The organism is Mesorhizobium sp. NZP2077 (genome assembly GCF_013170805.1).
GTDB lineage: Bacteria > Pseudomonadota > Alphaproteobacteria > Rhizobiales > Rhizobiaceae > Mesorhizobium.
In genome coordinates, this window is sequence record NZ_CP051293.1 from 3944286 (window position 1) to 3964733 (window position 20448).

The 20448-nt window shown below is 59.3% G+C and carries 30 protein-coding genes and 2 pseudogenes; 15 read left to right on the top strand and 17 right to left on the bottom strand.

From position 1 onward, the window contains the following. Window positions 1-332: 332 nt before the first annotated feature. Window positions 333-659 carry a hypothetical protein gene (locus HGP13_RS19540; RefSeq protein WP_172228285.1) on the top strand — a complete coding sequence of 109 codons (327 nt, stop codon included), beginning with the start codon at window positions 333-335 and terminating at the stop codon, window positions 657-659. Between the two features lie 26 nt (window positions 660-685). Here the strand turns inward: HGP13_RS19540 and HGP13_RS19545 are convergent, their stop codons facing one another. Together HGP13_RS19545 and HGP13_RS19550 are read right to left on the bottom strand one after the other, a co-directional pair. After that, the gene (locus HGP13_RS19545) at window positions 686-850 is read right to left on the bottom strand and encodes a hypothetical protein (RefSeq protein WP_172228286.1); all 165 of its coding nucleotides are present in this window, start codon (window positions 848-850) and stop codon (window positions 686-688) included. Between the two features lie 250 nt (window positions 851-1100). Beyond that, a complete protein-coding gene (locus HGP13_RS19550) occupies window positions 1101-1400 on the bottom strand; it encodes a PRC-barrel domain-containing protein (protein WP_172228287.1) in 300 nt (99 codons plus the stop codon). A gap of 565 nt (window positions 1401-1965) precedes the next feature. Between HGP13_RS19550 and HGP13_RS19555 the strand changes: the two genes are divergently transcribed. Together HGP13_RS19555 and HGP13_RS19560 are read left to right on the top strand one after the other, a co-directional pair. After that, window positions 1966-2715: a Crp/Fnr family transcriptional regulator gene (locus HGP13_RS19555; RefSeq protein ID WP_172228288.1), complete on the top strand. Its 750-nt coding sequence runs from the start codon at window positions 1966-1968 to the stop codon at window positions 2713-2715. Window positions 2716-3028: 313 nt separating this feature from the next. After that, window positions 3029-3217 carry a hypothetical protein gene (locus tag HGP13_RS19560; RefSeq protein ID WP_172228289.1) on the top strand — a complete coding sequence of 63 codons (189 nt, stop codon included), beginning with the start codon at window positions 3029-3031 and terminating at the stop codon, window positions 3215-3217. 3 nt (window positions 3218-3220) lie between these two features. Here the strand turns inward: HGP13_RS19560 and HGP13_RS19565 are convergent, their stop codons facing one another. From HGP13_RS19565 to HGP13_RS19575, 3 genes are all read right to left on the bottom strand, one after another. After that, the gene (locus HGP13_RS19565) at window positions 3221-3388 is read right to left on the bottom strand and encodes a hypothetical protein (RefSeq protein WP_172228291.1); all 168 of its coding nucleotides are present in this window, start codon (window positions 3386-3388) and stop codon (window positions 3221-3223) included. 324 nt (window positions 3389-3712) lie between these two features. Continuing rightward, on the bottom strand, window positions 3713-4183 hold the full coding sequence (locus HGP13_RS19570) for an SRPBCC family protein (protein ID WP_172228293.1): 471 nt from the start codon (window positions 4181-4183) through the stop codon (window positions 3713-3715). Between the two features lie 6 nt (window positions 4184-4189). Beyond that, window positions 4190-4651 carry an SRPBCC domain-containing protein gene (locus HGP13_RS19575; protein WP_172228295.1) on the bottom strand — a complete coding sequence of 154 codons (462 nt, stop codon included), beginning with the start codon at window positions 4649-4651 and terminating at the stop codon, window positions 4190-4192. A gap of 222 nt (window positions 4652-4873) precedes the next feature. On the opposite strand from HGP13_RS19575, the gene HGP13_RS19580 reads away from it, so the two are divergent. Further along, window positions 4874-5314 (top strand): DUF2231 domain-containing protein, encoded by a 441-nt coding sequence (locus HGP13_RS19580; protein ID WP_172228297.1) that lies wholly within the window; start codon window positions 4874-4876, stop codon window positions 5312-5314. Further along, window positions 5311-6660, top strand: a complete 1350-nt coding sequence (locus HGP13_RS19585) for a sorbosone dehydrogenase family protein (RefSeq protein WP_172228299.1) — start codon at window positions 5311-5313, stop codon at window positions 6658-6660. The genes HGP13_RS19580 and HGP13_RS19585 overlap by 4 nt, the downstream gene beginning before the upstream one ends. Window positions 6661-6719: 59 nt before the next feature. Here HGP13_RS19585 and HGP13_RS19590 read toward each other — a convergent pair whose 3' ends face one another. Next, entirely contained in the window at window positions 6720-6995 is a 276-nt protein-coding gene (locus HGP13_RS19590) for a hypothetical protein (protein WP_172228301.1), read from the bottom strand. A gap of 81 nt (window positions 6996-7076) precedes the next feature. On the opposite strand from HGP13_RS19590, the gene HGP13_RS19595 reads away from it, so the two are divergent. Beyond that, the gene (locus HGP13_RS19595; RefSeq protein ID WP_172228303.1) at window positions 7077-7298 is read left to right on the top strand and encodes a hypothetical protein; all 222 of its coding nucleotides are present in this window, start codon (window positions 7077-7079) and stop codon (window positions 7296-7298) included. Window positions 7299-7301: 3 nt separating this feature from the next. Here HGP13_RS19595 and HGP13_RS19600 read toward each other — a convergent pair whose 3' ends face one another. Further along, a complete protein-coding gene (locus tag HGP13_RS19600) occupies window positions 7302-8021 on the bottom strand; it encodes a Crp/Fnr family transcriptional regulator (protein WP_172228305.1) in 720 nt (239 codons plus the stop codon). Between the two features lie 191 nt (window positions 8022-8212). On the opposite strand from HGP13_RS19600, the gene HGP13_RS19605 reads away from it, so the two are divergent. Beyond that, complete coding sequence (locus HGP13_RS19605) at window positions 8213-8449, top strand: hypothetical protein (RefSeq protein ID WP_172228307.1); 237 nt, start codon at window positions 8213-8215, stop codon at window positions 8447-8449. A 252-nt stretch (window positions 8450-8701) separates the two neighbouring features. Next, a complete protein-coding gene (locus tag HGP13_RS19610) occupies window positions 8702-9319 on the top strand; it encodes an NAD(P)H-dependent oxidoreductase (protein WP_172234780.1) in 618 nt (205 codons plus the stop codon). 102 nt (window positions 9320-9421) lie between these two features. Here HGP13_RS19610 and HGP13_RS19615 read toward each other — a convergent pair. Next, a pseudogene (locus tag HGP13_RS19615) lies at window positions 9422-10013 on the bottom strand (DUF1236 domain-containing protein). Between the two features lie 197 nt (window positions 10014-10210). Here HGP13_RS19615 and HGP13_RS19620 point away from each other — a divergent pair. Beyond that, window positions 10211-10663 carry a hypothetical protein gene (locus HGP13_RS19620; RefSeq protein ID WP_172228309.1) on the top strand — a complete coding sequence of 151 codons (453 nt, stop codon included), beginning with the start codon at window positions 10211-10213 and terminating at the stop codon, window positions 10661-10663. Window positions 10664-10749: 86 nt separating this feature from the next. Here HGP13_RS19620 and HGP13_RS19625 read toward each other — a convergent pair. Together HGP13_RS19625 and HGP13_RS19630 are read right to left on the bottom strand one after the other, a co-directional pair. Beyond that, window positions 10750-11450, bottom strand: a pseudogene (locus HGP13_RS19625) (MgtC/SapB family protein). A 116-nt stretch (window positions 11451-11566) separates the two neighbouring features. After that, window positions 11567-11827, bottom strand: coding sequence for a hypothetical protein (locus HGP13_RS19630; RefSeq protein WP_172228311.1), 261 nt, complete (start codon window positions 11825-11827; stop codon window positions 11567-11569). A 295-nt stretch (window positions 11828-12122) separates the two neighbouring features. Between HGP13_RS19630 and HGP13_RS19635 the strand changes: the two genes are divergently transcribed. The 3 genes from HGP13_RS19635 (at window position 12123) to HGP13_RS19645 (ending at window position 13010) form a co-directional block, all read left to right on the top strand. After that, window positions 12123-12311 carry a DUF2934 domain-containing protein gene (locus tag HGP13_RS19635; protein ID WP_172228313.1) on the top strand — a complete coding sequence of 63 codons (189 nt, stop codon included), beginning with the start codon at window positions 12123-12125 and terminating at the stop codon, window positions 12309-12311. Between the two features lie 67 nt (window positions 12312-12378). Further along, window positions 12379-12561 carry a hypothetical protein gene (locus HGP13_RS19640; protein ID WP_172228315.1) on the top strand — a complete coding sequence of 61 codons (183 nt, stop codon included), beginning with the start codon at window positions 12379-12381 and terminating at the stop codon, window positions 12559-12561. Window positions 12562-12599: 38 nt separating this feature from the next. Further along, a complete protein-coding gene (locus tag HGP13_RS19645; RefSeq protein ID WP_172228317.1) occupies window positions 12600-13010 on the top strand; it encodes a DUF427 domain-containing protein in 411 nt (136 codons plus the stop codon). A gap of 42 nt (window positions 13011-13052) precedes the next feature. Here the strand turns inward: HGP13_RS19645 and HGP13_RS19650 are convergent, their stop codons facing one another. Next, window positions 13053-13472, bottom strand: a complete 420-nt coding sequence (locus HGP13_RS19650) for an HD domain-containing protein (RefSeq protein WP_172228319.1) — start codon at window positions 13470-13472, stop codon at window positions 13053-13055. Between the two features lie 24 nt (window positions 13473-13496). Beyond that, complete coding sequence (locus HGP13_RS19655; protein ID WP_172228321.1) at window positions 13497-13892, bottom strand: GFA family protein; 396 nt, start codon at window positions 13890-13892, stop codon at window positions 13497-13499. Window positions 13893-14081: 189 nt separating this feature from the next. Here HGP13_RS19655 and HGP13_RS19660 point away from each other — a divergent pair, with 189 nt between their 5' ends. After that, the gene (locus tag HGP13_RS19660) at window positions 14082-14690 is read left to right on the top strand and encodes an isochorismatase family cysteine hydrolase (RefSeq protein ID WP_172228323.1); all 609 of its coding nucleotides are present in this window, start codon (window positions 14082-14084) and stop codon (window positions 14688-14690) included. Between the two features lie 27 nt (window positions 14691-14717). Here the strand turns inward: HGP13_RS19660 and HGP13_RS19665 are convergent, their stop codons facing one another. The 5 genes from HGP13_RS19665 to HGP13_RS19685 all read right to left on the bottom strand — a co-directional run bounded on the left by HGP13_RS19665 (window position 14718) and on the right by HGP13_RS19685 (window position 18639). Beyond that, a complete protein-coding gene (locus tag HGP13_RS19665; protein ID WP_172228325.1) occupies window positions 14718-15155 on the bottom strand; it encodes a PPC domain-containing DNA-binding protein in 438 nt (145 codons plus the stop codon). Between the two features lie 23 nt (window positions 15156-15178). Beyond that, window positions 15179-15496, bottom strand: a complete 318-nt coding sequence (locus HGP13_RS19670) for a plasmid stabilization protein (RefSeq protein WP_127262154.1) — start codon at window positions 15494-15496, stop codon at window positions 15179-15181. Between the two features lie 75 nt (window positions 15497-15571). Next, entirely contained in the window at window positions 15572-17167 is a 1596-nt protein-coding gene (locus HGP13_RS19675; protein ID WP_246707064.1) for a DHA2 family efflux MFS transporter permease subunit, read from the bottom strand. Further along, the gene (locus tag HGP13_RS19680) at window positions 17164-18357 is read right to left on the bottom strand and encodes an HlyD family secretion protein (RefSeq protein WP_172228327.1); all 1194 of its coding nucleotides are present in this window, start codon (window positions 18355-18357) and stop codon (window positions 17164-17166) included. The genes HGP13_RS19675 and HGP13_RS19680 overlap by 4 nt, the downstream gene beginning before the upstream one ends. A 111-nt stretch (window positions 18358-18468) precedes the next feature. Further along, window positions 18469-18639 (bottom strand): hypothetical protein, encoded by a 171-nt coding sequence (locus HGP13_RS19685; protein WP_172228329.1) that lies wholly within the window; start codon window positions 18637-18639, stop codon window positions 18469-18471. Between the two features lie 167 nt (window positions 18640-18806). Between HGP13_RS19685 and HGP13_RS19690 the strand changes: the two genes are divergently transcribed. Together HGP13_RS19690 and HGP13_RS19695 are read left to right on the top strand one after the other, a co-directional pair. Further along, window positions 18807-19424: a (2Fe-2S)-binding protein gene (locus HGP13_RS19690; RefSeq protein ID WP_172228331.1), complete on the top strand. Its 618-nt coding sequence runs from the start codon at window positions 18807-18809 to the stop codon at window positions 19422-19424. Beyond that, window positions 19425-20447, top strand: a complete 1023-nt coding sequence (locus HGP13_RS19695) for a xanthine dehydrogenase family protein subunit M (protein ID WP_172228333.1) — start codon at window positions 19425-19427, stop codon at window positions 20445-20447. Window position 20448: the final 1 nt, after the last annotated feature.

Genomic DNA, 20448 nt, shown 5'->3' on the forward strand with positions numbered 1-20448 from the left:
TCCGGCTAACCCCCGGCATCGTCGGCACGGACGGCCGACAGCCTTACTTCAGGCATTGGCTGAGGAGCCCATGTTTACAGACGACGTGCGGGTGAGGCGCCTGAAAAACCCTGGTCGAGCAATATGTCGAAACACGCAAGAAACGCCACGATGTGGTTTCCAATGGCCAAGGCCGGGGCTGCAATTCGAGAGGTGGATGCCAAGTTGCCCGCGGCCGGGGGAAAGCTTTCGATGATCTGATCGTGGCCTGCGCCATCGAGCACGGCCTTGGTGTGCTCTTTGACAATCGGGCACGGCAGCCACCGAAGCCTGAGGCTGCGAGTCGGGCTTGATTGCTACGCTTTGGCATGGTGCGGACGCCGGCACTGCGCCGGCTGTACGATGACCAGCAGGAGTCGAGTCAAATGTCTAGGTACTTTTTCTATCTTCGAGATGAGAATGGAAGCCTTCGGGAGGATCCCGAGGGCCAGGAATTTTCTGACCTCGCTGGCGCCGAGGCGAACGCGATGGCCTCGGCGAAAGAAATTCTCGCCGAAGAGCTTCTGCGAGGCAAGCCGGTGCGTACCGGATTGGCCTTCGAGATTTTTGACGAAAACCACAAGCTGGTGCTGCGCTTCCCATTTGCCTTCGCGGCAGAACGGACCGGGACCGCTCCTTAATTTCGAACGGGCACGAGCTTTCAATGCTACCCTTCGGCCTTGAAGTTCCTGGCTTCTTTCTCGACCTTGGGGCTGTCCTTGCCATGTTTTTTCATGAGTTCCTTGGCCTGCTTGGGTGAGACGTCGGTAGTCTCTGCCAAGCGCACTGCCTTCTTGTCCTTGCTGTCGGTTTGCTGCTTCTTGGCCGTCATGGCTTTTGAAACTCCCTTGAAGCCTGTTCCGATCAATCTTTGCCGACGCGACTACCCGAGCCTCGTTTGCATCGACATGCGTTCAACGAGGCGATGCAGGGCAAGTTCCGCTTGTCGATGATCGTGACTTGTGGAACGGCTTTAGCCGGTCATGCGATCGGCCTTCCCGATAGCCCCGCTAGAGACGGTCCCGTCACTCTAAGGATCCTCGGGGAGCGGCCAGGAGGGCCGCTCTCCGTCAAGGGTGAAGTCACGCGTCGTGGTGCTCGGGCATTTTCTTGAGTTCGTCCTTCGTCCAATTGGTCACCGCGTGCACATCGCCATCCTCGTCACGCATGAAGTCCAACTGACTCGCCGGAACGGCCACCGGCTTGGCGCCGATGCCGAGAAAGCCGCCGACATCAATGACAACCTGACTGGCGGCCCCGGAACCGTGTACATGCGAAACACTGCCGACCTTGTTGTCGTCGGCGTCGTATATCGCTGCGCCTTCCAGAATATCCGGCGTCAGTTGGGTGCTCGTGAGACGTACATGATTGGTATGGTCCATTTTCGAAACTCCTGTTGGGTGGGGATATTTGAACCTCCCAGCGACGCAATCGTTCCGAGCGGGGCGTCCGACTGATCACCGCATGCCCTGCTGAAATTCGACCTCGGCCCGAATTGACTCGCAAGAGTCTGTACGAAAGCGTACGTTAGAAAATCGCCGGCAGCGCAGTTTGGGCGCCGGCGCTTGGGAGCGACCATCGCACTCCTGCCCATCACGAGGCATAGGGATGTCATGGCGAAGGAACCCGAGCGACCCGGTTTGGCACCGGAGACAGTGCGTACAATTGCGCGGGAATCCGGCGCTACGGAACAGCAGATTCGCGAAATAATATCGCTGGTCGGGTTTGATCGTGCGTCCATCCTGCGGGAAGCTCGTCTTCTGGCGAAGGATGGATAGTCACCGAAGCGCACGATTTTTCCACAGCAGTCAATGTCGGTTTTATACCAACACGCTGGCCCGCCTAGTGCTGCGCCGGCCAAAGTTTATGGTTCGGCACCGTCCGCTCGTTCGACGGGCGCGGCCGGCTAAGAGATCCCAGTGCTCTTGCCCAAGGGGAGAGCGTCTCGTGGATCATCAGATCCTGCAAGCCAGGAGCGAATTGTTGCGCCGCATGAGCGCGGATGATTTCGAGCGGCTGAAGCCGCATCTGGAGAGCGTCTTCCTGGAGCTGCGCGCGCCGCTGGAGACTGCGGGGCAAAAGATCGAAGCTGTCTATTTTCTTGAAAGCGGGCTTGCATCGGTGGTGGCCAAGACCTCGGCAGCGACCGAATCGGAAGTCGGAATCATCGGGTTCGAAGGCATGACCGGGTCGGCCCTGGTGATGGGCGACAACCAGGCGAACTTCGATTGCTACGTGCAGTCGACGTGCGAAGCGCTGAGGATAGCCGCCGCCCCCTTCGTCGAGGCGTTGGAAGGCAGCTCTACCTTGCGGTCGTTCCTACTGCGCTACGTCCATTATTTTCACGTTCAGACCAGCTACACCGCATCGATCAATGCGCGGCAAAGCCTCGAAGTCCGGCTGGCGAGGTGGCTTCTCATGTGCAGCGACCGAACTGTCGGTGACAGGCTTCTGATAACCCACGAGTTTCTCTCCATCATGCTCGGCGTCAGGCGCCCCGGTGTGACCGTGGGGCTGCAGTTGATCGAGAGCTATGGCTATATCCGTGCCCGTCGCGGAGAGATCACAATCCGCGATCGCAATGGCCTGCTGAAATTGGCGCGAGACGCCTACGGATCACCCGAAGCGCAGTACCGTCGGCTAGTCGGAGACCTCGGTTCAAAGACCCCTGCAAGGCAGGAACGGCCCATCACCTGAGCGTTGGAGGAACGGGATGGGCGCGTCCGCGGCCGGGAGTCCGTTTAGGTGCAAGTGGCCGACGCGATGATGCCGGTGAGACATCATTGCCTAAGCCCGCGCCGGCCACTGCGGCAACTTTGAGGGGATTGCCGCCTGCCGGAGGTAGAGCGCGTCAATTGGCCGGCAATTGCTTGGTAAAAAACGTACAAACATTTGATATTCAGCACCGGTGTCCGCAGTCGTATGATCGGGCGTCACCGGCTAGGGGTTAACGGCGCACCGGTGGTTGAGAGTAACGCTAAGCTCCCGCCCTTATCATGGGAGGTTGGCCATGCCCCAACCCAGTATTCCAATATCGGCTTTTGACAGCGATATTTTACGCAACGCCTTCATCAAATCCGTCATCGAAGACCATGTGCCCGAACATAGATGGCGCGAATTGGCTTCGGACTTTATCCGCGACCTCACCGGTAGCGAGGACGTTGATGCCGATTTGCTGGAATGGATCGTGCGGAAGTAGCGGCTAAGGCTTCTTCAAGAGCCGCGCCTCGCGAACCAAGGACGCCCAATTCAGTCCAAGGAAGCTGATAAGCTCGCCGGCTTGCGCTTCCGTGATGCCAGTTTCATCGACCAGACGGCGTGCCATGGTGCCTCTACCATCGGTCTGCGGCTTGCCCTGCTCATCAACCATCGATTGTTCCCACTCGTCCGAACGGCCTCGACAGGGAATTGTTCCGCGCCCGGCAGTAGTGGACCGACGACCACGCAAGGCGCATAATTCGCCTATGAAGCCTCGCGCGCCAGACCTCGCCAATGACAATGGCAATCCGGAAGATCACCTAGCAGCCGCTACAGCGGCCTTGCACATGCAAGGGCTGACGCGCCAGTTGAGTGTCTGGTGGAGGCTTTGGCCGTAAAGCCGCCTGCAGGCGCTACCAAGCCCTAGGAACCATACCGACCGTCCAAATTGTCACTTACGGCGGTCGCTACCGGCCGTTGGGGAATGGCTAGCACCTTATAGTCGCTCGAACGCCTGCCGACCTTTCAAAACATTGGTGAGGACGTCGAACATGCCTTGCCATATCCGCTCGGCGTTTTCTGGAGCAGCCTCGGTCTGCGTCAGCGTAAGGCGGCATCCGTTCGCAGCCCGCTCGATATCGACCGCAATCCGGCTCTCCCCTTGGAAATGCTTCGGTACATTCAGGGTGAGTGCCAGTCGGTGCGGTGGGTCGACCCGCGTGAAATGTCCCCAATGTTTGATCATCTCTTCATTGTTCGATTCTTCGACGGAGAACAATCCGCCCAAATGCGGTTCGATCTGAACCGAAATTATCTTGTTGCTCGGGCTGACGAAAAGCCAGCGACGGACGATTTCCGGGGTGACCCAGGCAGCATACACTGCCTCCCGTGAATGATCGAAAGAACGACGTGTCCGCACCAAAAAAGAATTGCTAGCTTGTGATCTAAGATTGTCGGAAACTGCCATCTGGAGCTATCTCCGCAACTCGATCAATCGTGCCTTGTCGCGCACGATGTTGCTGGCTTTGCCAGATTCCAGCATATCTTTCAGGGCAGCAAGAACGAACGCGAAGCCCTCGGTCGCGGTCAAGGCGTGCTCGACCACCTCGTCCCTGCTGCCGCGAAATCCCGAGCTGACTATGGTCACCGCGGTTCCGCCGTCGACTTCCTCCAGATCGATATCGACGTCGGTTCCATCCGACCATTGCCAGTCGATCTTCCGACCAGGGATCAGCCGCGTTGCGGTCGTATCGACTTCCGCACCTGGGACCATGAACTTCCAATGGACCTTGGCTCCAGCGGCGAGGGGGGCGCTGCTCGAAGCCAGCCAGAACTGTGTCAGGCGGTCAGGCTCGATCAATGCTTTGGTGATGTCCTTAGGCGCTATCCGAATGATAATGCTCGCCCGGGCGCGAGGCGACTCTGTCGTTGCCATCGGAAGATCCCTTGTCTCCGGCATTCGCCGATAAAACTCTGGATCGGATGGCTTTGTTCCGGCGCAGTGCGGTTATGCCGGCAAGGGTCAGACCGGTGAGTTTTTAAACTCTCCGGCGTTGTTGGCCGCCATCACGAATTCTTGAACTCAAGCCGCTCCGGGAACCTCCCAACCGCAAGTTGGTTTGGAACAAAGGCCCAGCTTTCAGGATGGAGGATGTCCATGGACAGCGCGCAATCCATGGTGGTGTTCACCAGGCGTCCGCACCATCGAACACCAATGGCGATCGCCAATGCGTGTTTTATCGGCACGTTGCTGACCGATGTGACGTATTGGCGAAGCGCTGAGATGATGTGGGCCGATTTTTCCGCCTGGCTGCTTTTTGCCGGCCTGGTCGTAGGCGTACTTGCGGTCTTGGCAGCGATTGTCGATTTGTTAACCGGCCGACTTTCGGGTGGGAGCGGACCCGTATGGCCATATCTCCTCGGCAGCTTGGTCGTGCTCGTCATATCGTTTTTCAATGCCCTTGTGCACAGCCGTGATGCCTGGACCTCGGTCGTACCGACAGGGCTCTCTCTGTCGGCCGCAGCCGTAATCGTCCTACTCCTCGTCGGACTGCTGGGATGGCGTTCCGGCGGTGCTCAAGTGGAGGTGGTCGAATGAATTCCGTGTTGTCGTCCAGCAGATATATCCGACGGGTAGCAGGTCTCGGTTTGCTGTGCGGATCGCTTTTCGCACTGCCCGCATGCAGCGACAACGAGCCGGACCCCGGCGATCAGGTCGGAGCCAATCCGACGCTGCCCGAGCCGGCCCAGTATCTGGTCCCGCCGATGCATGTTGCGTCAATCATCGGCTGGAAAGAGGATGAGAAGCCGACGGTCGCCAAGGGTCTGCAGATCAAGGCCTTCGCCAAAGGCCTGAAGCATCCGCGTTCGCTCTACACATTGCCCAACGGCGACGTTCTGGTCGTCGAGTCCGTGGCGCCGCCCGGCGCCGCGATCAAGCGGCCGAAAGACCTGATCATGGGGTGGATCGAGTCCATGGCGACCTCGGGCGGCGGCACCGAAGGGAGTAACCGCATCACGCTGCTGCGCGATACGAACGGCGATGGCGTGCCTGACGTGCAGGACGTGTTCCTCGACCATCTCAGTTCGCCGTTCGGTGTGGCTCTGGTCGGCAACGATCTCTATGTCGCCAACACCGACGCCATTGTGCGTTATCCCTATAAGTCTGGCGACACCAAGATCACGGCGCCGGGTACCGTTCTGACGCCGCTGCCCGGCGGGCCTATCGACCATCATTGGACCAAATCCCTAGTCGCCAGTCCCGACGGATCGTTGCTCTATGTCGGCATCGGCTCCAATAGCAACATCACCGAGAACGGCATCCAGGCCGAAAAAGACCGGGCCGCCATCTGGGAGGTCGACAGGACAACCGGGCGCTATCGTATTTTCGCAAGTGGTTTGCGCAATCCCAACGGGCTGAGTTGGGAGCCTCAGAGCGGCGCGCTGTGGGCGGTCATCAACGAGCGCGATGAGCTCGGTCCCAATCTGGTTCCCGACTATATGACATCGGTCAAGGACGGGGCGTTCTATGGCTGGCCCTACAGCTACTATGGCCAGCATGTCGACCCGCGCGTGATGCCGCAGCGGCCGGATCTGGTCGCCAAGGCCATCGCTCCGGACTATGCCTTGAGTTCCCATGTCGCCCCCCTCGGCATGGCGTTTTACACCGGAACTAGGCTGCCGGAATCCTATCGCAACGGCGCGTTTGTCGGTGAGCATGGCAGCTGGAACCGCAAGAAGTTCAACGGTTACAAGGTCGTGTTCGTTGCCTTCAAGGACGGCCATCCTGACGGCAAGCCACAGGATGTCGTCACCGGTTTCCTCGACAATGACAATCAGGCGCATGGACGGCCGGTGGGCGTTGACGTCGACAAAGCGGGTGCATTGTTGATAGCCGACGATGTCGGCAACACCGTCTGGCGTGTGACATCGGCAAGCCAGTAGCCATGCATCCGAAATCGAGCGCTCAGGCCTGTGTATCCTCTTATCGAGAGTTCCAAGCTTCACGAAACTTCGGCGAAAAAAACCGCTTGGTAAGATTCGTACAGTGAAAACTCATCAAATTTGAATGACGGTCCCGCGGTTGGCGGGATAATTCCGCTTTCGCCAGCCATGGGAGGATACCGGTGGATAACCCCCAAAACGGAAGCAATGTCGCAGCACAGATTGAGGTGGTTGAGGCGTGCGGGGAGTGGTTCGTGCGGGTGATAAACGATGGCCGGGAAACCACCAGCCAGTTCGATCTTGAATCCTTCGCGCTTGCCTACGCCGAAGGTCAACGGCTTCGCTTGAAGCTCGCGGAAATCAGGCGCCTTTAGACGCCGTCGAGTTCGGCGGGCGGGTCAGATGGACCAGTAGCGATGGCGATAAATCCCGAACCGATCGATATTGCTGAGTCCGTGGACACCATACTCGACGCGGTGTTGGAAAATCCCTTTCTGTCGATGCAGGCAGCCATAGCCATGTTGCGCGAGCAGACCGGAACAAGCCGATCGGACGCTGATCTGAAAGGCTTGATCACCAAGAAGGCGGCGGTGCGGGGCATTCAGTTCTTCGATGAGGGTAGCAGCGCGGCAACTTAAGCCCTACCTGGGTTCGTTGTTCATGCTCAGATACGTTGGATCGAACTCAGCGAGCTCTGCAAGCTGATCCCAATCCAGAATGGTGACTGTGTGGTTCGTCCAGGTGATCACCCTGATTTTTTTCAGGGATCCGATCACCCGGTTCATATGAACTACCGACAGGCCCAGTACGTCGGCCATCTCGGCTTGCGAAAGAGGCAGGTTGAAACTCATGTCGTTGGTGCGCTTGACCACCTGCAGGCGCACGAAGAGCTCGCAAATGAGATGAGCCAAATGCGAGGTCTTGGAGCGCCGGCCCATTGCCACGATCCATTCGCGGTGAATGGCGCCGTCGACCAGTGTGTCGAGCCACAACAGGCGGGTCAGGTGCGGCGCCCGCTCGGTGATGGTCCTCAATTTGCTGTGGTCCGCGAACATGACACGGCAAGGCGAGAGTGCAACGATGCCGTGGTCCATCGTCTTCAGCAGAAAGGCGTGAAGGTCGACGAAGTCGCCAGGCACCTGCAAGGACGTGAACTGGCGGCCGCCATTCTCGAGCACCTTGTAGCGAGCCGCCAAGCCGTCGAGCAACATGGTGCTGTAGGCTGGCCGCGACCCTGTCGAGACGAGGTCCTGGCCTTTGTCAAAATCTCTTCCAAAGGCGATCGTATCGGCCAGCAGAGCCTTCTCTTCGTTCGACAGCTCGTCATGCTGACCGAGTTGCAGATAAAGGGGTTCCAACATGGCAGCCTCGAAGCAGTCGGGTGTGAGACGCCGATCGCCTATGTGTTGGGAGCGGAAACCTAGGCCTTCGGAAGATGACAAACGCTATCATTTGACAGGCTGCGCCAGTTTTTGCGCAAACACCAGTACGGACAGGGAACCATACATATGGCAACGAATTTAGCACGCTAGAGCTTTGTCACGTGGCATGAATGAAACGCTATTATTTCGATCTTTATAACAGCGACGGCCTGGTATCGGATGAGAATGGCCAGCTGTTCGAATCGAAGGATCACGCAAGGGCGGAAGCACTTCGCATCTTGCATGATGTTGCTCGCGACGAGATGCCGGATCGCGACCGCGTCAAAATAACTATCAAAATGCGTGATGATGCTGGGGTCGAGGTGTTCGAGGCATCTCTCACTCTTAAGGCTGCGTGGAGCATGTGATCGCGCCGTCGATGTTCGGTTCGTGGGCAGGGCTGGTGCGACTTCGCAAGGCTTGTGCTGGCAAATCCGCAATGAATCCGCAGCCGGCCTGCCGCGGTTGAGCAGCAGCCCAGCTAACGATCTACCCCGCTGGTTCCATCCGCGGAACAAGCATTTAACGCTGGCGTTGAATGGCGATCCCGCGGGAGTTGCATGAACGCGCTGCCGCGAAGTGGTCGCAGAAGTTTGTTGTTAGGACAAAAGGAGATTCAAATGCCGCTTACGGCCTTCGCCCTCAACTGCTCGCTTAAGGCCGCTGACGACAAAGAAAGATCGTCCACCGATCGGTTACTTGCAGATGTCCTGGCGGCGCTGATGCAATACGAAGTGAAGGGTGAGATTGTGCGTGCGCTCTCCCTCGATATCAGACCCGGCGTGCTTTCCGACATGGGCAAGGGTGACGATTGGCCGAAACTCAGGAAGAAAATCCTGGCGGCAGACATCTTCGTGCTCGGGCTGCCCATCTGGCTTGGCCAACCCTCAAGCGTGGCCAAGCGCATCCTGGAGCGCATGGATGCTTTTCTCGAGGAGACCGACGACAAAGGACGCATGCCGGCAGCAGGAAAGGTGGCGTTGGTGGCCATCGTCGGCAATGAGGATGGTGCCCATCACTGTCACGCTGAATGCTTTCAGGCGCTGAATGACGTTGGCTTCACCGTCCCCGCCAATGGCGGAGTCTACTGGGTTGGCGAGGCCATGGGGGACGTCAACTATGTCGACCTGCAAGCAACTCCGGAAAAGGTCACAGGTGCGATCGAAATGGCCGCCTCAAACGCTGCCCATCTGGCCGGATTGTTGAAAGGCCGGGGCTACTCGGGCGTCTCAGAGTGACCTGGTTCACGAAGACACCGGCGACTAGCTCGGAACTCATAGCTGTACGGCAAGGGTCAGTCCGCACCGTCATTTGATAGGGCGGACCAACGGCACGACATGCTAGGTGAGGATCAAGACGATCTTGAGAGTATCCGGATCGACGATGACGATCCGCCCGTCGGCGAGCAGGAAATACTCGTAGGTTTCGTAAGCCGGGACGATCTTGACGATGCGCGCCGGCAAGCGATGCAGCCTGATCTTGTGCCGCGGAATTTCGACGCCGACGTTGATATCGAAATCCACACTGGCTACCGGCTCCACCTTCGTCTCCTTGATCACCTGGGTGATCTGGGTTTTCTGTGTCCGGCGTAGGGGTCTTGCCCTGCGCCTGATCGGTCTGAACCTTGACCTTGCCCTGCGCCTGTTGGTCCGTGGTGGCGCCAGCCTTGCCTTGAGCCTGCTGATCGGTCTGGACCTTGGCCTTGCCCCTGCGCCTGCTGGTCGGTAGTGCCGCCAGCCTCGCCCTGTGCCTTTTGGTCCGTCTGGCCTTTGGCCTTGCGCTGTTCCTGCTCGCCCATCTTTGAACCGCCTTTCCAGAGGCGCAATTGGTGTCCGCGCCTGATTGATTTTCGGCCGGCTGTTGTGTCTGCGCCATCGCCGTTCCACAGCCGAGCCCGATCGCCAGCATGCTGGTGATGAGAACTTGTTTCATAGGAAATCTCCCTGAGAAAAGACGTTCCTTCAACGGATAAAACTTCACCAAAAAGTTTGTTCCGAGATGGGGATTCGTGAGCGTCAAAGAACGCAAACGGATCGCATGATGGCCTGCCGATCGACACCGATACGCACTTCAAAGTAACCTTTCCAACCTCGTCGATTGCCCTAGCTCTATGTTGAGAGGAGACCTGGATGGCAATTTACGGTCTGAGGGTTATCAGCTTCATCTTCGTCGCATTGGCCTTTGTCCCGGCCGGTGCGCACTTCTTCTCGATGTTCAACAAGATGAAGCTGGATGGAACGGGCTACTTGGCCGCGCAACGCGCGTACGACGGCTGGAGCCTGTTCGGCATCGTGGTGCTAGGGGCATTGCTCTCCACAGCCGCCTTGGCAGTCCTGCTCTACAGGTCAGGTGGGTCATTCGGCCTTGTTGTCCTTGCCTTCATCAGCATCGGTGCCACCCAACTTGCCTTCTGGACGCTGACCTATCCGATCAACCAGGCAACCCGGAACTGGACCGTTTTGCCTGAAAACTGGGAGTTGCTGCGGCGCCAGTGGGAATATTCGCACGCCGTCGCCGCCGGCCTCAATGCCTTGGCGTTGCTGGTGCTTTTCATATCAGCGCTTCGCGCTGCGGTGCGTTGAACGACCACGTCTTCACCGACGCGGCGATCGAGCGGGCTGTTGGAGGCGTCGCTTATCCAGATCTCCGGATGGAGCGTGTGACGAAGTCAATCAGTGCATAGGCTCGCGGACCAACTGGAACTTTGTGATTTCGCGTGCTGTTCGATCAATGCAAGCAACTCCGTTGGCGGGCTGCTACGATCCGGCCGGGTCCAGCCAGCTTCGAAGGAAAATAACGGATCGTCGCGATCCGTACGACGCTTAAGGCCGACCAACCGCACCCGGTAACCGAGCGCCTTGACGATTTCGGGCAGATCGTCCGCCTTTCCATCCTTCCACGTGACTTCCAGCTCAGCACGGTGGTCGCGTAGAATGCGGAGGTCGATCCATTTCAGCACGAGAAGCGTCATCAAGGTTAGCAATGTCCCGGCCGCTCCCAAGCCATATTGACCACCGCCGAATGCCAAACCGATCGCCGTCATCACCCACGAGGTCGCGGCCGTGGTGATCCCACTGACAAGATCGCCTCGGCGAAGGATGGCGCCGCCACCGATGAAGCCGACGCCTGTCAACACGCCAAGCGGAAAGCGCAACACATCCATCGAGGCAAATGAATCGGGATTCTTGCCGCCTACTTCCAGCAATATGTTTGCCTGGACCATTGAAGGCGGCGGCCAGTCCGACGAGGATAGTCGTTCTGAAGCCCGCCGAATGACCGCGCGCTTCGCGATTCAATCCGGTCAACGCACCGGCAAGCACAGTCAAACCAATCGCGCCGCGATATCTGCCAGTCTGGACTTAGAGGCATGGCGGGACCCGAATTGGAAGGTCGATTGTCCTGCAATCCAATTCTCGGGCGCGCTTTAGGTTCCGCGCCGAGTCGGGCGGGCACGCAACAGCGGTAGCAAATTGAAATCCGCAGTACTAGCGGCGCGGGCGACGCAGTGGGATGCGCACGACATTCTCCGGTCCAAGCAGGTCAAAGGCCATGGCCAATTGGCGCACAGAGGCCATCTCCACGATCAATTCTTCGATCGAACGATTTGGCAAACCAGTCTTCACCCGCTGCCTCACCCTGGTCGCAAGCTCATGAACTCGCACCGGGACGAAAAGCGGGCTGTCATCCAACAGCTTGCTGATTTCAATGACGACATCGGCGTCAATGTCCTTCGGCAATTCCCGCATGGGCGTCACCTTGCTCTCGAAGCAACGGCCGTCACATCTTTCAATCCGACGGGGTTGAGGCACCGCGCGCCGGGCGTGGAACGGAAGAGGGTATGCAGGCACGCATCGATAGTCGGATTGATAAATCTGCCCGCCTCGGTGTGTCATCAAAAAATGTTGGTACGGAAATTACCAAGCTGCTCCTTCACGCAAGCCACCGGCGCCTTGCCCGGGATCGCGGCTCCGGCGGCAGCCACTGCCGAAGGGAACAAAAAATATCATCTGGAATTGAGACTGATGATCGGAGGATCGAGTCATGGACAGCAGGGAAGCGCGCATCAAACGGCGAGCCTACGAAATTTGGGAGCGGGAGGGTCGTCCTGCCGGACGAGAGCAGGAACACTGGGACCAGGCCGTACAGGAAATAGAGGCGGAAGGCCCGGAGGCCGAACGCGTATCGGCCGCTCCAATGGTTGGAGTTGGCACGAAAAGCAGCAGCGGTTGAAGACCCACCCAAGCAACCAAGACGCCTGAGCTTCGTTGGTCGATATCAACCAGAGGAGGCCTCGACAATGAAAACCTTGCCATTGCTAATCTTGGTCGCTGGTCTGGCGCTTGCTGCCTGCGACAATAGCACCGAGCCGACAAAAGCCAACACCGACACTGTCAACAAGAACCCGACGGTCGATCAGGATACCAGGCCCAAGTCTACGACTGGCGGTGACCAGCCAGCTACCGTGCCGCCGAGCAAATGACCTTCGATCTCATAACGCCTGTTGCAAGGAGAACTGATATGCAAGCTTCAATCGCAACTGCAACACACAACCCGCACCAACTGACCATAGAGCCGTTTGCCGGCACAGTGACGGTACGATTTTCTGACGCCATTGTTGCTGCGACGGACCGAGCTAAGGTGCTTAGGGAAGAGGGCTATGAGCCTGTTTTCTACATCCCTTTCGACGATATTTATTTCGACCTTTTTGAAAAGACCAACACCACCACCAAAAGTCCATCGAAAGGCACCGCCAGCTATTGGCGTGTCCATGCCGTGGGAAGCGCGGCTGACGATTTCATGTGGGCCTATGAGACTCCTCAGGCCGGGGCGAGGGCAATAGCGCGTCACGGCGCGTTCGACCCCGACAAGGCGCGCATCGATGTCGATCCGTTGGAGGACAAGCGGCATACGCCCCACGTCTTGGAGTAGCTCGCTCGTGCGCACACCGAGCCGGGCTGAGCCTCGGGTATGTTAGCGGCGCGGAAACTCCTCATCAAGAATGCGTAGTGCCTCTTCGTATTTGACAGTAGATGCCCCAACTTGTCGCGCCTGCCAGATATTGTCTTCCAGATCCGCGCGCTTTACCGGCAGCGCCAGCGGGTTAGATGCAGCGCGTCGCACAAACGCGAAATAATCCTCGCCGTCCCTGCGTGAAATGGCGTCAACAGCCGAAGCAATCGCCGGTCCGAAACCCGCATCTTCGATCTTGGTCCGGTTCCAGCCTTCGCCCTTTTCCAGCACGTCATGGAGATAGGCGACGACCTTCTGATCCATCGTTTCGACAACATCAACGACACGCCGACAATGCTCGATGTAAGGCTGGCCGGTCTTGTCGCGTTGCGATGCATGGACCTCTTCAGCGATCTTGGCGGCCCGGTAAAAGATGCTCATCTGGCTTCCCCTTCAGGCATGGTTTCACCATCGCTCCTCGGTATCGTGTTGCGGCAGCTCTATTCCACAGCAAACCCAGGCAAGTCGCTGCCCCGACCCATAGTTGTAGCGCGGCCCGAGGTGGGCCGGATCGTCGAACGTCCCAACATGCAGCGCGATCTCGTCGGGCGATGCGTCATAGGAAAGGCTGAGCGGCGATCCGCAGCTGAAGCAGAACCCCCTCTGGGCGATCGGCGAAGACCTGCGATAGGTTGGCGTCGCATAGATCCAGGCCACGCTTTGAGAAGGCACCCAGGCCAGGACCGCGAATGCGCTGCCGGTGGCTCGCCGGCACATGTCGCAATGGCAGTAGTGCACTCTCGGCTTGCCTCCAACGCGAAAGCGGACGGTGCCGCAGAGACATCCTCCGCTCAGTTCCATGGTGGTGTCCCGGCTGATCTACGGCCCCCGTCGCGTGGTTTCATGCGAGTAGCTCCATTCGCCTCGGCGGAAACGCCACTCATTCGCGTCGGTTCCTGTGCTATCTCAGGAACCAGTCCCGGCACGTGGCGTTGCCTGTCTTTGCTAGGAAGCTGTTGTGGACACATACCGCCGATCGGAGACGCGCTGATGTCGATGCCAGGCTTGGCCTATGGTCCCCTTGGCGATCGATGCATGCATGTCTGCGTGGATATGCAGAGGTTGTTTGCCGAGCCGTCTCAATGGGCAACACCCTGGATCACCCGTGTTCTGCCACAAGTCGAAAGACTGGTCGAAAGACGCGCGCCGCAGACGGTCTTTACGCGGTTCCTGCCCGCCCCAAAGGCGGGGCAGGGCGTCGGCACGTGGAAGCGCTACTACGAGCGTTGGGCTTCGATGACGATCGAGACGATCGGACCCGAAATGGCCGAACTGTTGCCGTCATTGGCCGCTTATTGCCCGCCAGCGGCAATCATCGACAAGCACATTTACTCGCCCTGGTTCGAAGGGAGCCTCCGAGCTCTTCTGATGGCGCGCGATATTGATACACTGGTCATCACGGGTGGCGAAACAGATGTATGCGTTCTGGCCACGGTGCTCGGGGCCATCGATTTCGGCTATCGCGTGGTTCTGGTCACGGACGCGCTGTGCAGCTCTTCCGACGCAACCCACGACGCGCTGCTGACCGTCTATCATCAGCGGTTTGCACAGCAGGTCGAGACAGTCGAGATGGAGACAGTTCTCTCGAACTGGACGTAAACCGCCCTACCGATCGGTCCTTGAAGCTCAAGCGTCCAGATCGATAAGCGCAACACCGAGTTCCGGACGCTTGCTGCGGCGCAGATGGCCTGGGGCTTCTACCAGCGTGACTTCCAGCGTTGGCCGAACGATGCCTTCAAGCAGGTGCCCACCCCGGGTGTTGCCGTCGCTCAATCCGAGCACCGCATGGACGTGCAGGCTGGGCTTGCCATCGTCGCCCAGCGCAATATCGCCGATCGCGCTCAGCACTTCGCATTGTTCGTCGATCGGGATCTTGGTCTTAGCATTCAGGTCAAACCACCCGACGGTGGCTCGTTCGAACGCACCGATGGCGGTCAACGAAGCGCTGCCGACCGTCTGCTCGACCGCGAAGGCGGTAAGCTTGGCGAATGCTTCTTCACCGGGGTCCAGCACCACGACGAATGTCCTTTGTCCGCTGTCCTCGTTGACGAGTTGTGATTTCATGTCTGCGCTCCGGGCATCGCCAGTCAATGCGCGCGGTGTTCGGCGTTCCGTTTGCGGGTGGCGGCGGCCTTCTTAGCCGATTCCGATCGGCTTGCGGATGAGCGCGACGCCGATGCCTTGCCGCCGATTCTACCGCCCTTGTGTGCCGCCGGATTGCCTGTGTGCTCGCCGCGTCCGGAGCCGCCTTCCTTCTTGCCGCCGCCATCATCCTTGTTGACGGTCGCCCATGCGCGACGCTCGGCTTCCTTGTCGGAAACCCCACGCTTCTCGTAGCCCTCGGCAATGTGGTCGGCCTTGCGTTCCTGTTTGTCGGTGTATTTCGATTTGTCACCGCGTGGCATGATTGTTTCTCCCTTTGTTGGATAGGGTCTGAACGGAAAGCCAGCGACGGAGTTCCAGCGCCGACGATATTTCAACTAGCGCTTGTCATGCTTTGGAGACCGCAGAAGCAAGGCGAGGGGAACAAACAACGCCGTCACGATTGCGCAGTAGCGAAAGACGTCGACATAAGCGAGCAGCGAAGCCTGGCGCGCGATCAACTGCCCAATCCAGCCCACGGCCTGTTGCTTGGCCTGGAGCATGGTCGATCCCTGCGCAACAAAATGCTCGGTCACTTGATGCAGCACCTTTTGGTAGGCGGGAGACGATTGTGCCGTGTGGCTGACAAGGTTCGCCTGGTGGAGCTGCGCATTTTGGGCGATCACCGTGTTGGACAGCGACACGCCGATGCTGCCGCCAATGTTGCGGGCTACATTGATCAGCGCCGACGCCTGGTTGGTCTTCTGCGGAGCGAGACCGACGTAAGCCGCCGTCGAAATGGGGATGAACAGGAACGGCAGGCCGATCATCAGGAAGACGCGCGCAAAGGCAAAGAAACGGAAGCTGGCGTCCGGGGCAAGCGACGTCATATGCCACAGGGCGACCACCACAACGGACATGCCCATCATGATCAGATATTTGGGCTGAACGATGCCGGCGGCAAATCCCGAAATCGGCATCAGCATCAGCATGGCGATGCCGCCGGGCATCATAGAGAGACCCGACAGGGTCGCCGTATAGTCGAAGGCGGTTTGTTGCAGCTGCGGCATCAACTGCGTGGTGCTGAACAGCACGGCGCCGACCGCCATCATCACCAGGAATGACGTGCCGAACTGACGACTGAACAGCAGGCGGATGTCGACGATCGGATCGCGGTGGCGGAATTCCCATGGGATCAGCAGCAGGAACGAGATCGCCGAGACCACAGCGAAAGCCGTGATGAAACTCGATGCGAACCAGTCGTTTCGCTGACCCTCATCAAGGAAGATTTCCAGGCAGCCAAGCGCCGTGGCGACCAGGATGAACCCGACCCAGTCTATTCTGAGGCCGCCCTTCAACCGTTCCTGCCGTTCGCGCTCTAGCACATCGGGCTCGACCAGCAGCCACTGCACCAGGGCAAGCGACATGATGCCGAACGGCACGTTGATGAAGAAGATCCAGTGCCAAGAGAAATTGTCGGTCAGCCAGCCACCGATGGTCGGCCCGACGGTCGGCGCGACGATGACGGCGATGCCATAAAGCGCGAACGCCTGAGAGCGTTTTTCGGGGGGAAAGGTATCGGCAAGGATAGACTGTTCGCTTGGAGCCATGCCGCCGCCGCCGAGGCCTTGCAGGATCCTGAAGACGATGAGCATTTCCAGGTTGGGCGCTAGGCCGCAAAGCAGCGATGCGATGGTGAAGGTCGCTACACAAAGCATGTAATAGCGCTTGCGGCCGATCACGCTGGCCAGCCAGCCGCTGACCGGAATGATCACCGAATTGGCGACCAGATAGGTGGTGATCACCCAGGTGCTTTCGTCCATTCCCGCCGCCAAGCTGCCGGCGATGTTGCGCAGGGCGACGTTGGCGATCGAGGTGTCGAGCACCAGCATGAAGGTGGCGATCGAGACGACGACCGCGATGAGCCAGGGATTGCGACCACCAGCGGCGGACCGGCTTTCGCTCGCGCCACCGGCCATTTCGACGGCGCTCATCTCACCTTGACTGTCGGCACCACCGACAGCCCCGGACCGAGCAGCACGCCCGGCGGTTGGTCGAAGACGATCTTCACCGGCACGCGCTGCACCACCTTGACGAAGTTGCCGGTGGCGTTTTCGGCCGGCAGCAGGCTGAAAGCAGTGCCGCTGCCCGCTTGGATGCTGTCGACGCGGCCGTGGAAGGTTTTTTCGGGATAGGCGTCGATATCGATCTCTACCGGCTGTCCCGGCCGCATCAGGTCGAGTTGGGTTTCCTTGAAATTGGCCTTCACCCAGACCTCGTCTGGAACGAACATCATCAGCACCTGGCCGGGCTGGGCGTAGGTGCCCTTGGCGACCGTAACACTGGTAGCGCGGCCGGCAACAGGCGCGCTTATGGTGGTGCGTGACAGCGTGGTGCGCGCCTGCTCCTGGCTCGCCTTGGCCTGATTGAGTTTGGCTTGAGCGCTCTTTTCCTGCGCCTGCAGAACAGTGACCTGGCTCTTCGCGGCAGTCACGTTTGCTCCAGCACTGTCGAGGGCGGCCTGGTCTTGGCGCAGCGTCGAAGCGGCCTGTTCCGCCTGCTGTTGAGTGGAGGTTCCCTTGGCCAGCAGTTCGCGGTTGCGCTGGTCCTCCGCCTTGGCGAAATCGAGCGCGGCCTGGGCTTGCGCCACCTGCTTCTGCGCCGCATCGATCTTGGCGTTTTGTGCTTCGATCTGTGCTTCGACATCGACAATGTCGGCCTGCGCGGAGGCCACGCCGGCATTGGCCTCCGCCAGGCTCGCCTGATAGTCGCTGTCATCGATGCGCAGGAGCACATCGCCGGCCTTCACCGGCTGGTTGTCGGTGACAGCGACATCGGTGATGCGGCCCGATATCTCGGCACCGATCGTCACGGTGCGGGCATCGATGAATGCATCGTCGGTCGATTCATACTGACGCGCGTTCAGCCACCACAGGACCAGCCCGATGGCAGCGAGCAGCAACACGATCAGGATCGCGATGGAGATGAAGGGGTGCCGTCGTGGGAAACTCAGCAGGCTGGGCCTTGGTTTTTCCGGCTGCCCGTCGGGCCTTTTGCGCTCTGAAGTGGCGGCCTCAGCCGCATCGTCCCTGCGTTTTGGCGAGGCGTCGGATTTGACTTTACGCGATGAGCCGCGCGCGTCGCTGGTTTCGTCGGGTTCTTTGGTTTCGGTTTTCGCGTCCACGGGAGAACTCTCAAGAAGATGCCAACCGTTTTCGACAGTGGCGAATCAACGACAGCCGCTCGCAAAAGGTTCCTGACGACCGATAATTGTTTCGCGCCTGGTGAAGTCGGTTCAGGCGATTGAGACCCTGACCACGATCGCCAGGATCACGCTGCCGACCAACCCGGCTATGAAGGTGATCCGACGTGTGCGCGTTCGCAGGATGATCTCACCTTGTCGTGCCTGCTCCGCCGAGAATACAGGCCCATCGTCACTGTTCTTGTCATGCCGATCATCGCTCATGATCGTTTGCCTTGGTGCTCACGAAAGACAACTATCGGCCGGCAGTTGAAGTTCCAGATGCGTCGATGCAGCCAAACAAAAAAAGCGATCACAGGCACGTGAGGACGGAACTTTGCTCTTTGCGGTTGGTTGGGTCCGCTTAAGACCCAGCCAGCCCGGAGCCAGCCATGTCCGAAGCCAAAATTGCCAGTGGCCTGAGCAGACGCATGTTCATGACGGCCTCTGTTTCGGCGGTAGCGGCAATGCCGCTTGTCCAATCCGCGAAGAGCGCTGACCAGCCAACGTCCGCCAAGCCGGCCCAACCGCGTGACTTGTCGGCGGTTTCAATGCGTATCAACAAACAGCCCTACAACCTGGCGCTCGACAACCGCACCAGCCTGCTAGACGCTCTGCGCGACCATGTTGGCCTGACCGGCACAAAGAAAGGTTGCGATCACGGGCAGTGCGGTGCGTGCACCGTTCTTGTCGACGGAAAACGGGTGCTCTCGTGCCTGGGTTTCGCCGTCATGAACCAGGGCCGCGAGATCACCACGGTGGAAGGCCTGGTTTCGACCAACGGCGAACTGCATCCCGTCCAGCAGGCGTTTGTCGATCACGATGCCTTTCAATGCGGCTATTGCACACCGGGCCAGATCATGTCCGCCATCGGGTGCATCAACGAAGGCCACGCTGGCTCGGAAGATGATATTCGCGAATATATGAGTGGCAATCTGTGCCGCTGTGCGGCCTATCCCAACATCGTTGCGGCGATCGTCCAGGCCCGCGACGAGATCAGGAGGGCCTAGATGCGCCCCTTCGTTTATGAAAGCCCAACCAGCGTCTCCGCAGCGGTCGCCATGGCGTCGCATGCCGGTGATGGGCAGAGCCCGCCGACTGCGGCCAACACGCAGTTTATCGCCGGTGGCACCAATCTGGCCGACTACATGAAGCTCGGTGTCGCGCAACCGGAACGATTGATCGATCTCAACACGCTCGCCGAACCCGCCTTGCGGCAGATCAGGATTGAGGATGATGCCATTCGCTTCGGGGCGTTGGTTCGCATGGGTGAAGCAGCCGACAACCGGGATGTCAGGCGCCGTTGTCCGCTCTTGGCCGACAGTCTGAAATTCGCCGCCAGCGGCCAGCTTCGCAACATGGCGAGCCTCGGCGGCAATGTGCTGCAGCGGACGCGCTGCGAGTACTTCCGTGAAACCTCCTGGCCATGCAACAAACGCGAGCCAGGCTCCGGCTGTGCTGCGATGGAAGGGTTCAACCGCCAGCACGCCATTCTCGGTACCAGCGATGCCTGCATCGCCACCTATCATGGCGATTTCGCGCAAGCCCTGATTGCGCTCGGCGCAACCGTCGACATCGAAGGCCAGCAAGGAAGACGCACGCTTGCCTTCGCCAAGCTGCATCGGCGGCCGGGCGAGACGCCGAACATCGAAACGGATCTCGCGGCCGACGAGATCATCACTGCCATCGAAGTGCCGCTCGCGCCGTGGAGCAGCCGGTCGCGCTATTTGAGGATACGCGATCGCGAATCCTACGCGTTTGCGCTGGCGTCCGCGGCTGTCGCGCTCGACATGGACAGCGAGACGGTCAGGAGTGCGCGGATCGCTCTCGGCGGCGTAGCGACCGTGCCGTGGCGGGCGAGCGGGGCGGAAGACACGCTCAAGGGCAAGGTGCTTGATGAGTCCGCGGCCCAAGCAGCCGCCGATATCGCCTTTGCCGATGCCAAGCCACGCGAACACAACGCGTTCAAGATACCGCTCGGCAAACGCACGCTGGTGCGGGCGCTGCTCGAAACCCGTGACATGAAGGTCTGAG

Bases quoted from the DNA above. Each gene is read 5' to 3' on its own strand.
- HGP13_RS19560 (WP_172228289.1), top strand. From the start codon at position 3,029: ATGCCCCAACCCAGTATTCCAATATCGGCTTTTGACAGCGATATTTTA.
- HGP13_RS19605 (WP_172228307.1), top strand. From the start codon at position 8,213: ATGAAACGCTATTATTTCGATCTTTATAACAGCGACGGCCTGGTATCG.
- HGP13_RS19655 (WP_172228321.1), bottom strand. From the start codon at position 13,892: ATGGAACTGAGCGGAGGATGTCTCTGCGGCACCGTCCGCTTTCGCGTT.
- HGP13_RS19650 (WP_172228319.1), bottom strand. From the start codon at position 13,472: ATGAGCATCTTTTACCGGGCCGCCAAGATCGCTGAAGAGGTCCATGCA.
- HGP13_RS19660 (WP_172228323.1), top strand. From the start codon at position 14,082: ATGTCGATGCCAGGCTTGGCCTATGGTCCCCTTGGCGATCGATGCATG.
- HGP13_RS19545 (WP_172228286.1), bottom strand. From the start codon at position 850: ATGACGGCCAAGAAGCAGCAAACCGACAGCAAGGACAAGAAGGCAGTG.
- HGP13_RS19675 (WP_246707064.1), bottom strand. From the start codon at position 17,167: ATGAGCGCCGTCGAAATGGCCGGTGGCGCGAGCGAAAGCCGGTCCGCC.
- HGP13_RS19695 (WP_172228333.1), top strand. From the start codon at position 19,425: ATGCGCCCCTTCGTTTATGAAAGCCCAACCAGCGTCTCCGCAGCGGTC.
- HGP13_RS19635 (WP_172228313.1), top strand. From the start codon at position 12,123: ATGGACAGCAGGGAAGCGCGCATCAAACGGCGAGCCTACGAAATTTGG.
- HGP13_RS19580 (WP_172228297.1), top strand. From the start codon at position 4,874: ATGGACAGCGCGCAATCCATGGTGGTGTTCACCAGGCGTCCGCACCAT.
- HGP13_RS19550 (WP_172228287.1), bottom strand. From the start codon at position 1,400: ATGGACCATACCAATCATGTACGTCTCACGAGCACCCAACTGACGCCG.
- HGP13_RS19600 (WP_172228305.1), bottom strand. From the start codon at position 8,021: ATGTTGGAACCCCTTTATCTGCAACTCGGTCAGCATGACGAGCTGTCG.
- HGP13_RS19665 (WP_172228325.1), bottom strand. From the start codon at position 15,155: ATGAAATCACAACTCGTCAACGAGGACAGCGGACAAAGGACATTCGTC.
- HGP13_RS19690 (WP_172228331.1), top strand. From the start codon at position 18,807: ATGTCCGAAGCCAAAATTGCCAGTGGCCTGAGCAGACGCATGTTCATG.
- HGP13_RS19575 (WP_172228295.1), bottom strand. From the start codon at position 4,651: ATGGCAACGACAGAGTCGCCTCGCGCCCGGGCGAGCATTATCATTCGG.
- HGP13_RS19670 (WP_127262154.1), bottom strand. From the start codon at position 15,496: ATGCCACGCGGTGACAAATCGAAATACACCGACAAACAGGAACGCAAG.
- HGP13_RS19630 (WP_172228311.1), bottom strand. From the start codon at position 11,827: ATGCGGGAATTGCCGAAGGACATTGACGCCGATGTCGTCATTGAAATC.
- HGP13_RS19610 (WP_172234780.1), top strand. From the start codon at position 8,702: ATGCCGCTTACGGCCTTCGCCCTCAACTGCTCGCTTAAGGCCGCTGAC.
- HGP13_RS19595 (WP_172228303.1), top strand. From the start codon at position 7,077: ATGGCGATAAATCCCGAACCGATCGATATTGCTGAGTCCGTGGACACC.
- HGP13_RS19685 (WP_172228329.1), bottom strand. From the start codon at position 18,639: ATGAGCGATGATCGGCATGACAAGAACAGTGACGATGGGCCTGTATTC.
- HGP13_RS19570 (WP_172228293.1), bottom strand. From the start codon at position 4,183: ATGGCAGTTTCCGACAATCTTAGATCACAAGCTAGCAATTCTTTTTTG.
- HGP13_RS19585 (WP_172228299.1), top strand. From the start codon at position 5,311: ATGAATTCCGTGTTGTCGTCCAGCAGATATATCCGACGGGTAGCAGGT.
- HGP13_RS19645 (WP_172228317.1), top strand. From the start codon at position 12,600: ATGCAAGCTTCAATCGCAACTGCAACACACAACCCGCACCAACTGACC.
- HGP13_RS19640 (WP_172228315.1), top strand. From the start codon at position 12,379: ATGAAAACCTTGCCATTGCTAATCTTGGTCGCTGGTCTGGCGCTTGCT.
- HGP13_RS19565 (WP_172228291.1), bottom strand. From the start codon at position 3,388: ATGGTTGATGAGCAGGGCAAGCCGCAGACCGATGGTAGAGGCACCATG.
- HGP13_RS19620 (WP_172228309.1), top strand. From the start codon at position 10,211: ATGGCAATTTACGGTCTGAGGGTTATCAGCTTCATCTTCGTCGCATTG.